Here is a 10,506-nt window from a genome sequence, read left to right on the forward strand (position 1 = left end):
GCATCGATCATGATTTCATTGTAAGGGGTGACCCCGCGCACCAAAAGAGATCAATGATTACATTCCATATACATTTATTGACCTTGCTGCATCGTTTCGGCGCGGGCCGTACGAAAATCCTGAGGTGTCATATCATTTTGCTTCTTAAAGAAGCGGATAAAGGCAAGCGCTGAATTGTAGCCGAGCTTGGCGGCAATTTCATTGACCTTCATGGATGTATTGAGCAGCATGTCCTTGGCAATAACATTGCGGTAATCATTTACGTATTTAGACAGTCCAATGCCCGTGATCTGCTTGTAAAGCCTTGATAAATAGGATGGATTCAAACTGACATAATCTCCAAGCGCGGTTAGGGATATATCATCCGCAATATGCTCCTCTATATAGCGATGCACCTTATGGACGACCTCTGCGGGCAGCTCTGTTCCTCTAATCGCATTCCATTCAAAAAAGCAGTCTGTAATTTGCCAATAGTATGGAATGAGCTCCGTCCATGAAGAGGTTTTCTCCTGGCGGAACAGCAGATCCAAATTCATCTGGGTATTTATGTAATCTCGCATCTCTTTATTTTTGTGCAAATGCGCCAGAAAAACCGCAGATAGGGAATGGTACAGCTCAACCTTTCGCCCATCCGGAGTATCCGGATCTTTCCAGCTGTCTGTCAATTCAACAAACAGTTTATTGAACTGCTCCCGGTGATTATTTTCAAGACAGCTCATCAGCAGCTGTACACGAGCGTGGAACATGCCGTCATGATAGCTTTTTGCCCTCTCTTTTTCTTCGGACTTCTGAATATCCTGATCGGTCATGATGATTTCATGGAACAAGCCACGGCCTTGCATAAGACCGTATTTCATCGCATGAAAACGATCCGACAGCCGATTCCATGGAACGGCCTCGCTGCCAATTAAAAAAGATACGGAGAGACTCAGCAACTTTTTGCTGGTAGCCTGTATCGTCTCCAAATTGCCGCTCACATAGCGGTATGCCCGGGTCCATTCCATCGTACCGGTATCCGCCGTTAGCTCCGGGCTGGCTTTGGGCTGAAAGATCCATACCATTTTGTTCATGTCAAATACGACGGAGAAGCAGCGCAAATGGGCGGATACATATTCATCGGCGATATTTTGAAGAGCGTAAGCGAGCAAAGCCTTGTCCGGCGCCGTGAACATTTCTTTCCAGGCATCGATCCTGCCAAGCAGTAAATAGACCGGCAGCGATGCGTCGAGCGGAATGTCCATTTCCGCAAAAGCGTCCCGAAGCTGCTGCTCCGTCAACATCTTGCCTTGAACTAAACCCCAAATATATTCCTTCTGCAAGGAGGGCAGCGCTATTCTCATTTTGGACTGGGCCCGCAAGATCATTTGCGCCTGATCCTGTTCCTCTTCAATTTCCTCTATCGCCCGCTCAACGGTATGAATGATCTTCTCGTCGCTCTCCACTTTCAGCAAATAATCAAAAGCCCCAAACGTCAGGGCACTCTTCGCATAGTGAAAATCATTGTACCCTGTCAATAAAATTACTTTGCACTTCGGCCACTGAGATTTTATTTCCTGCAGCAGCTCAATTCCCTCTATGCCAGACATTTTAATATCCGAAATCACAATATCCACTCGGTGATGAGATAGTACCTCCAATGCCTCATCGCCGGAATAGGCCTTCATGACTTCAAGCTCCAAATGATTCGTCTTCTCGAACAACTCCAGAAGACCATCTACGATAATCGGCAGATCATCTACGATTAGAAGCCTGTACATGGCGATTCCTCCTTAGCTCATGCTCAGTTTAATAATAGCTTGAAGCCCGCCAAGCTCAGAGCGTGATACGGTAATCCCAAACTCTTCTCCATAACGAAGCTGAATTCTGCGATGAACATTAAACAGGCCGGTTGTCTCCTCAATCTGGTTCGTTGAATAACGCAGCCTCTTGTCAAGCGCTTCGATCTCCTCGTCCGTAATGAACTCGCCGTTATCTTCTACATAAATGTAAAAGGCATCATTTCGCAGTTTGCTGTGCACCCATAGCTCGCCTGTGCCCAGCATATTGCCGAGAGCGTATTTATAAGCATTCTCAATAATAGGCTGTAGAATCAATCGGGGCACTTCAATCGGCTGGGCTTCGACGTCAAACAGCACTTGTATTCGATCCCCGTAACAAATCGACTGCATCTCCACATAAGTTCGGGAATGCTCAAGCTCCATCTCCAGCGGAATGTTGTCATCATGATGGCGAGTAATGAACTGAAAATATTGCCCGATGTATAAACAAAACTGGTAGGCTTTTTCCTTCTGGCTATCGGATTTAATCAAACGGCAAAGCACGAAAAAACAATTATATAAAAAATGAGGATTAATTTGCGATTGCAATCTTTTCAGCTCCGAACGCTGCGTGCGAATTTGCTGCTCATAATTTTCCTCAATCAGTGTTTTCAAAGATTTCACCGTATCGTTAAAAGCCTGGTATAAATAGCCGAACTCATCCTTCCTGCGGTCGATCAGGATCGGCTCCAGCTCGTTTTGCTGCATGCGCCGGAAAGAACGCACCAGCTTGATCAATGGACGGTATATTAACCGGATTAAAAAGTAGGTAAAGAAAAATACAATAAAAACGGCAAGCAAGCAGGCCCACCAAAATAAAGCTTGATATACCTGCAATGAACCGAGAATCATCTCTTCCGGTATGCTCGTTACCATGTAACAATTCCAGAGGCTGGAATACTTGAATACGGTTAGAAATCGCTTGTTTTTATAATGGATCGTATCATAACCTTCATTCACGTTCGCTGCCTGCTTTTCAAAAGCCAGCCGCTTCATCAGATCATGCAATTCAATGTCGGAGCCGCTATTGATATCCCAGTCGCGCTCCAGATTAAACAATACGGTCTGTCCTCCCCTGCTATTGCCGATTTGCGCTAAGGTCTCTTTAATTTTGCCGGTTGAGAGCTCTACGCCTACCACATAGAGCGGGTCTTTTTTGCCTGCAGGGTACTGCATCGTAATAAACAGCCGGTCCTGCCAATAAATAAAAGGCCCCGTATAAAGCTTCTTGTCTGGCTGCATCGCTTCATATTCTTCCGCATTCAGCTTGGTTTCATAGCTGTTGCTCAGCACCGTGCGCTCGATCTGCGGAATGTACGCCTTCGACTCGCGAATAAACGGACTGGAATTTTTCATTAAATCCAAGCGGTGCTGAATATCCAATATTTTATAAGACCGCTCATAGAAGTTCATCTGCTCACCTGTCGCCGCTACTTCCATTAAATCCCTGTCCATGACGTAGTTAGGTAAATATCGGCTGATCCGGTCTGCTTCCTGATCCAAAGAGTCTAGATAAAACCGTGTCGTATTCAGAATCGAATCGGATATTTCACTGCGGATATGATTGGCCCCTTGCTCATTCATCATCCAGGTAATAGCCATAAGCGGCAGCAAGGCCGCCAAAAAGGCGGCCATTATTTTTTTGAATATAGAGGAATCCTGTAAAAAGAATATACTTTTCATCGTTTGTTCTCCTGTGCCCGAGATCTACGACCTTCCTGCCTATTCTTTTACACTTCCCATTACAATGCCTTTGATGAAAAACCGCTGCAAGAATGGATAGACAATAAGAATCGGGAAAGCCGCAACGAAGATTTGTGCCGCCCTGCTTGTACGGTCAGACAGCTGGAGCATGAGTTCCACATTTTCTGATTTAATAAATCGAAAATCCATCTTAATAATAACGGTTTGCAAAAAGGTTTGCAGCGGGTAATTTTCCGGATGATTCATATAGAGCATGCCATCAAACCAGCTATTCCAATGCCCTACCATCGTAAAAAGCCCAGTAGTCGCCAGTGCGGGCAACGATAGCGGAACATAGATTTTCCAAAGTGTTGCAAAATGCCCGGCTCCGTCAATCCGTGAAGCATCCTCAAGCTCCTTGGGCAAGTTACGGTAAAAGTTCAATAGCAGGATGACGTTGAACACATTGATCGCCGTAGGTAATACCAGCGCCCCGAGAGAATCAATAAGTCCCAAGCTTTTAATGGTCAAATAGGTAGGAATAAGCCCGCCGTTGAACAAAATCGTAAAAACGAAGATCCAGGCATAAACGGTTCTTAGACGAAACGCATTGCGGTCCTTGGATAAAGGATACGCTGTAACAATCGTTAACAGCATGCTTAATGCCGTCCCTGCTACAACCCGCTCTATAGAAACGCCAAAGGCTCTTAAATATTCAGGCTTACCGAACACATTATCATAAGCCGCCGTTGTAAATTCTACAGGCCACAGCGCAACCTTGCCGGCTGCTGCCGCCGAACCTGAGCTAAAGGAAATCGCCAAAATATGAATAATCGGCATTAAGCATAAAAGAGATATAAACACAAGAAAGAGTAGATTGCTAACTAGAAAAGCCCTTCTTCCGAATGACGGTTTCATGACCACGGTCTGTCTCCTTTCTGAATCACCGACTTTTCCACTCTCTTAGAAAATGCGGTAATTCGCTAGTCGGTATGCGAGTACGTAGGATACGGAAATGAAAATAAAAGATACGACTGATTTCAATAAGCCGACAGCTGTGGCAAATCCGAACTGGGCTTGCTGGATCCCCATGCGGTAGACAAAAGTATCAATGATATCGGCACTTTCATAAACCGGCGCGCTGTACAGGTTAAATATTTGATCAAATCCGGCGTTCAGCACATTCCCGATATTAAGCGTAAGCATTAGAACGATGATCGGCATCATGCCCGGCAGCGTCACGTGAAGGGTTTGTTTCCAGCGTCCTGCGCCATCCATTTCAGCGGCTTCATACAGCGTAGGGTTAATTCCGGTCAGCGCTGCCAAATATACAATGGTGCCAAATCCAAATTCCTTCCATACATCGGAGACGACCATGACATATGGAAACCAGTTATTGTCGCCAAGAAAGAAGATCGGCTTCATTCCGAACCATCCAAGCAATTGGTTCAATATGCCGGAGGAAGGAGACAAAATATCGACCAAAATCCCGCTCAGCAGCACCCAGGATAAAAAATGGGGCAGATAGACCAGGGTTTGGAACGTTCTTTTCATCCATTCTCTGCGCAATTCATTAAGCAAAATAGCAATGGTGATCGGCACGAACAAACCGGCAACGATTTTCATGACAGCAATATATACCGTGTTAAAGAAAATACGGCCGATATCCGGATAATCCATTAACAATTGGAAGTTCCTCCATCCGATAAACGGGGAGCCGAACAGCCCTTTATTCGGCACATATTTTTGAAAAGCCATCATGATTCCTGTCATCGGAATGTAACTAAAAATAATAATCAAAGCCAAACCCGGCAGCAGCATCAAATGAAGCGGCCATTCCTTCTTCCACATTCGCGTCAGACTATTCATATCTTCACCTCGCTGATTCACTTTTCGTGCTGTTCATGCTTTGCTAAAGAACCTGGTTGTTCTTGAAAAAGGGAGGGATTGCATCGATTCAATCCCTCCCTGCGTTGCAGATTCTATTTAAGCGATTTATACCACTCGTTAACTTCTTTCGTGATTTCATCGCCGCCAAGCTTCTTCCACTCTGCAACGAATTTATCGAATTCGTCTACGGATACTTGGTTCATCATAATTTTGATGAAAATTTCATCACGTTTCTTCGTTAAAATTTCTTGACGGTCTGCCATCGTCGGAGTAGGCGCCCCGTAGAATTTGTTTTGCAAGTATTGCTTGTTCTTTTGGATTTCTGGAACATAAGAAAAGGCTCCATGAGGACCGGATATTAAATATTCCCACCACATGTTTGTATCGCCTTTAACGTATTGCATGGCGCGTGCATAACGCGTTTTTTGGTCTGCTGTCTCAAGGATGCTTTCATCTTTATTCTCAATGGCTTTGGGTAGGATCTCGCCGTTGTTGTCAAACTGTTTGCCTACACGAAGCGGGTTAAGCAGCCAGTAGTTGTTGCCTTTTTCAACTCGGTCTTTACCATACCCATATACTTTCTGCTCTTCTGTCGGATGATTGTCAGCAACGATCCATTGGTTTAACAAACGGATCACGCCTTCCGGATGCTTGGCTTGTTTAGAGATCACATAGTATTCATCAACGCCAAGACCAATTTGATTTAATGTAGGTTTGTTATCAATTGAAGGGATCGGGAACACTCCCCATTCTTGAACAACCTTGCCGTCTTTCACAGCCCCTTTCGCAAGCTGCGCCGGTGTCCAGGAAGCGCCAAATACCATGCCGATGCTGCCGTCGTAGATGAGCTCAGCAGCTTTTTCCGTATCTTTAACCGAAAACTCGGGATCGATCAACCCTTTTTTGAACATGTCTTGCAGCGCTGCAAGAGCCTGCTTCATCTCGGGCTGAATATCACTGTTCATCAAACCGCCGTTTCCGTCTTCCATCCAAATGTTTTCATAAGCATGATAGCCGTTCAAGAACGCTCTCAGACCGGTAACGCCTGTCTCTATACTAAATGGGCTCTTGCTGACCGCAATACCGAAAGCTTCCTTGGTGCCCCCAGGATTCTTCGCTTTGAACGCTTCGGCAATTTTTAAGAAATCATCCATTGTTTTAGGCTCAGGCAAACCCAGCTCCTTCAGCCAGTCCGTACGAACGAACAAAAATTGATAGTTGAATGGGTTGTATGAGCTCGGAATACCCATCATTTTCCCGTCAATCATCGCTGTTTTCATTTGCATGCCGCCGTCCATGGTCAGAAATTTTTTCGTCTCTTCCGTAGCATGCTGATCATAAATTTCTGTCAAATCCATAATCATATCCGCTTCCGTAAGCTCTTTAAGCTGTGTAGCGTTTACAGGCAAGAAATCCGGAAGATCGTTGGATGCGATGGCTATTTTTACCCTCTCTTTAAATTGGCTTATATCTGTAACCCATTTGTTTGTAATTTTGACACCGACATCTTTTTCATAAGCATCATAAACTGAGTTTTTGTCGAAGCTTTCACCTTCGTCAAATTTCAAGTAAGGATCGCTTGGCGAAACCGTTGAAACCTCTATAATATCATTGCCGTTTCCTGTGCCTGTTGCTTCGATCGGTTCCTTGGCACTTCCAGATGAATGGTTTGGCTCAGGCGACGTTTTGCTGCTGCAGCCTGTCATCGCCAATGCAAGCGTCAAGGAGACTATGGCAAGTGCCTTTTTGCTCTTCACATTTTACCCCTCCGGTATATTTCGTTTTAGTTTTCGCTGCAAGCTGTGCTGCGGTCTTTCATAATTTTAGTATAGAAAGAAGCTCTCCGCTGTTCTATACACTAGTCTTTACATTCGTATACACCTCTTGACACCAGGCAAAAATCAATTAAAGAAGTGTATCAACAAAAAATCACCGGCATATGTGCCGGTGATTTATTTAAATGATTATGGAATTGGTTATCCTCCGCCAATTGATGAAGCCCCTTTTAGCTTTTAATGAGGCTGAATTCCTTTTCCGTGTACTGGGTCTAAGGAGATCCCGACGGCTACGGTGAACAAATGGTTAGATGTTTAGTCGAGATTTTTTAGTGTCTGTTTACTTAAGACGTCCAGCTTGGTCGCTTCCTCTTCGGTCAATTCTATGTCAATGGAATGCAGGTTCTCAAAGAAATGCTTCTCGTTCTGTGTGCCCACGATGGCCGAGGTCAAGCCCTTCCGGCCTAGCAGCCAGCTAATTGCGATTTGCGAGAGAGTGGCACCTTTGGCTGCGGCGATTTCCTCTAAGAGACGGATGAGGCCCTCCGTCTTCCGCAGGTTTTCTGATTGGAATAAAGGTCTCTCCTTTCGAAAATCGGTAACTTCTTTGCCTTTGTGGAAAATTCCGGTCAAAATCCCCTTAGCGAGGGAGTTGTAGCTCATGATGCTGATGTCGTTTTGTAAACAATAGTCGAGCAATTCGTCTTCAATGCTTCGCTGGAGCATATGATACTCCGGCTGTATCGCGTCAACCCGCCCATATTGCATGGCTTCTTTCAGTTGAGCCAGAGAGAAATTGGAGACACCGATTGCACGAATTACGCCTTCTTCTTTCAACTTGTTCAGCTCTCCCATAGATTCCTCGATCGGGATGTCGTTACTGGGCGTATGGATGTAATACAAGTCGATATAGTCCGTGTTCAGCCGGAACATGCTTTGCCACAGGGCCGTACGGATGTCTTTGGGCCGAAGATGATGAGCGCTTACCTTCGTTGCGACTACGCACTGTTTTCTTACATGGGCCAAGGCTTTTCCTACAATAAACTCTGAACGTCCGGCCCCATAGAGCTCAGCGGTATCGAATGAATTGACCCCGTGCTCAAAAGCTTGACGGAGAAGCCGGATGTTGTCCTCTTCGGGCTTCAGCTCCCAGCGAGTCAATCCGCCTGAGAAGGCATTGCCCCCTCCCAGTTCCATTGCGCCGTACGTAATGCGGGACACTTCCATGTCTGTTCTGCCGAGTTTTGCGTACTTCATTAGACATCTACTCCTCTCTCGAATCGATATGTACAGGAAAAAAGGGTATGTCATGAATCGAAAATAACTGCTTGATTTTCTTGCTTTCTCATCAGATCATAGGAGCTTTGAGTACAACTCTATATTTTCATATTCGTGAATCGATTAAGTTATCCTGCCCGTTAGCTTAATTAACCTGATAATGCAGCTATGTTTTAAGATATTGTTGACTCTGGAAACAAAATGCATTATGATTTTATTGTTTCCTAAGTCAACAATATTGAGGTGGAAGATGTCTACTGATGAAGAATTAAGCCGTATTTTTAATCGTGTTTCGGAAAGGCATAACCTGCTCAAAAAGATGGAAGAGAAAAACTACAAGTTCATGCACGAAAACACGTTCATGGAAGTTCACTGCATTGATTACATTGAGAAGATGCAGGATTCAAATGTTTCCAAATTGGCGAAGGCCTTTCAAGTCACCCGAGGCGCCATTAGTAAAGTGACCAAACGATTAATCGAGCTCGGGGCGATCGAGAGCTACCAAAAACCTGGAAATAAAAAGGAGATCTATTTCAAGCTTACGGATATCGGAAGGGAGATTTATCGGGAACATGAGAAGATGCATGAGACGAGAATCGAAAAAGACAGCGAGTTTTTCAGTCCGTTAAGCGAAGCTGAGAAGGATGATATGATCCGAATGCTGCACAAAATCTACGATCAAATCGCCGATGAGCTAAAAAGAATGGGCTTGGACAATTACATTTAATGAAAGGAGCTTGATCTGGGTGGCAGAAGGCAATCAAACAGAGCCTAAGCGGCTAATGGTCTGCAGAGTGGCTTTCTCCCTGCTCTCCTTGATATTGGTCATTTGTATCGTGGTACAAGTGTATCTGGCTGGGATGGCGGTGTTCGGCCATTCGGCAGCATGGGAGTGGCACCGAACATTCGTTCATATGTTTGAATACATTTCGGTAATCCTCTTTATCCTTGGTATTGTAGGAAAGCTTTCCTGGAGAATGACCTGGGGGAGTCTCGGTTTATTCCTCCTTTTCAATATTCAATACTATACGGCGCATGGATTCGGCGGCGCGCTTCATCCTGTCCTGGCACTTGTATTGTTTTGGGGAGCAATAGCATTGGCGAGAAGTTCATATCCATTTTTGAAACATAGATAACTCAAATACTGGAGGGGTTCTTTCATGGTAAAGTCGGGATACGTAAAAACCGAGGGTGACGAGCTCTATTACGAAATACGGGGAGATGGCGAACCGCTTCTCATGATTCCGGGAGGGAACGGGGATGCCGGATTTTACACCTATGTTGCTGATATTCTTTCCGACGAGTACCAGGTAATCACATATGATCGTCGCGGCAATTCACGTAGCACCCGGAACGAGCCGCAAAATTTTGAGGTCAGCCAACAGGCGCGAGATGCGGTTGCAGTGTTGGAAGCAGTCGGGCAACCATCGGCTTATGTTTTCGGAAATAGCGGTGGTGCCGTTTTCGCGCTGGACATGGCGGCAAGATATCCGCAGGTGGTCAAAGCAATGGTGGTTCACGAACCGCCTTCCGTAAAACTGCTACCAGATTCCGAGAAGTGGCAAAGGTTTTTTGCGAACGTCTATCGAACCTCATTCCGATTCGGTGTTAAAGCAGCCAGCTTCAGATTTAATTTATCCCTGTCCATTCCGTTCAGCGCTTTCAAGACCGTACCCAAAGATTATCAGCAACGGGTAACTGAAGCGAACAATGAACATTTCTTGATTCGGCAAGAGATGCTCCCTAGCATTAACTACACGCCCGATATCGAAAAGATTAGGCAAAACAGGGTGAAAATAGCTGTGGCCGCAGGCAAGATGACGTTGGATAAAAGGAAATATTACGGAAGATCCGTTCCCATCTTAGCCGAGAGGCTCGGCTGCGAAATGGTAACCTTTCCGGGGCATCACATTTCCTTTTTCGATATGCCTCAGGAATGGGCGACAGCTTTGCGGAATTCCCTTCGTAAGTTATAAGAGTAACCGTAAAACAAACGTCAATTCATCCGCTAACCGCGGATGATAATAAACATAACCTGATAAAGTCAGACCAGGGTTGGGCCA

The 10,506-nt window shown here is 45.2% G+C and carries 9 protein-coding genes; 3 read left to right on the top strand and 6 right to left on the bottom strand.

Features of this window, described 5'->3' with window-relative positions; all coding sequences use genetic code 11:
* Positions 1-74: 74 nt before the first annotated feature.
* The 6 genes from GCU45_RS01495 to GCU45_RS01520 all read right to left on the bottom strand — a co-directional run bounded on the left by GCU45_RS01495 (position 75) and on the right by GCU45_RS01520 (position 8,422).
* Positions 75-1,757 carry a response regulator gene (locus tag GCU45_RS01495; RefSeq protein ID WP_152397791.1) on the bottom strand — a complete coding sequence of 561 codons (1,683 nt, stop codon included), beginning with the start codon at positions 1,755-1,757 and terminating at the stop codon, positions 75-77.
* A gap of 12 nt (positions 1,758-1,769) precedes the next feature.
* Entirely contained in the window at positions 1,770-3,500 is a 1,731-nt protein-coding gene (locus GCU45_RS01500; RefSeq protein WP_152397792.1) for a sensor histidine kinase, read from the bottom strand.
* A 39-nt stretch (positions 3,501-3,539) separates the two neighbouring features.
* Positions 3,540-4,418 carry a carbohydrate ABC transporter permease gene (locus GCU45_RS01505; RefSeq protein WP_152397793.1) on the bottom strand — a complete coding sequence of 293 codons (879 nt, stop codon included), beginning with the start codon at positions 4,416-4,418 and terminating at the stop codon, positions 3,540-3,542.
* A gap of 45 nt (positions 4,419-4,463) precedes the next feature.
* Positions 4,464-5,369 carry an ABC transporter permease gene (locus tag GCU45_RS01510; protein ID WP_167527059.1) on the bottom strand — a complete coding sequence of 302 codons (906 nt, stop codon included), beginning with the start codon at positions 5,367-5,369 and terminating at the stop codon, positions 4,464-4,466.
* 113 nt (positions 5,370-5,482) lie between these two features.
* Entirely contained in the window at positions 5,483-7,147 is a 1,665-nt protein-coding gene (locus tag GCU45_RS01515; RefSeq protein ID WP_244364381.1) for an extracellular solute-binding protein, read from the bottom strand.
* A 333-nt stretch (positions 7,148-7,480) separates the two neighbouring features.
* Positions 7,481-8,422 carry an aldo/keto reductase gene (locus GCU45_RS01520; RefSeq protein ID WP_152397794.1) on the bottom strand — a complete coding sequence of 314 codons (942 nt, stop codon included), beginning with the start codon at positions 8,420-8,422 and terminating at the stop codon, positions 7,481-7,483.
* 271 nt (positions 8,423-8,693) lie between these two features.
* Here GCU45_RS01520 and GCU45_RS01525 point away from each other — a divergent pair, with 271 nt between their 5' ends.
* From GCU45_RS01525 to GCU45_RS01535, 3 genes are read left to right on the top strand one after another with little or no spacing between them, the layout of a single operon-like run.
* On the top strand, positions 8,694-9,170 hold the full coding sequence (locus tag GCU45_RS01525; RefSeq protein ID WP_152397795.1) for a MarR family winged helix-turn-helix transcriptional regulator: 477 nt from the start codon (positions 8,694-8,696) through the stop codon (positions 9,168-9,170).
* A gap of 19 nt (positions 9,171-9,189) precedes the next feature.
* The gene (locus GCU45_RS01530) at positions 9,190-9,579 is read left to right on the top strand and encodes a DUF6220 domain-containing protein (RefSeq protein WP_152397796.1); all 390 of its coding nucleotides are present in this window, start codon (positions 9,190-9,192) and stop codon (positions 9,577-9,579) included.
* Between the two features lie 24 nt (positions 9,580-9,603).
* Positions 9,604-10,419, top strand: coding sequence for an alpha/beta fold hydrolase (locus GCU45_RS01535; RefSeq protein WP_152397797.1), 816 nt, complete (start codon positions 9,604-9,606; stop codon positions 10,417-10,419).
* Positions 10,420-10,506: the final 87 nt, after the last annotated feature.

It is taken from the genome of Paenibacillus cellulositrophicus, assembly GCF_009363095.1.
In the GTDB taxonomy this organism is placed as follows: domain Bacteria; phylum Bacillota; class Bacilli; order Paenibacillales; family Paenibacillaceae; genus Paenibacillus_AQ; species Paenibacillus_AQ favisporus.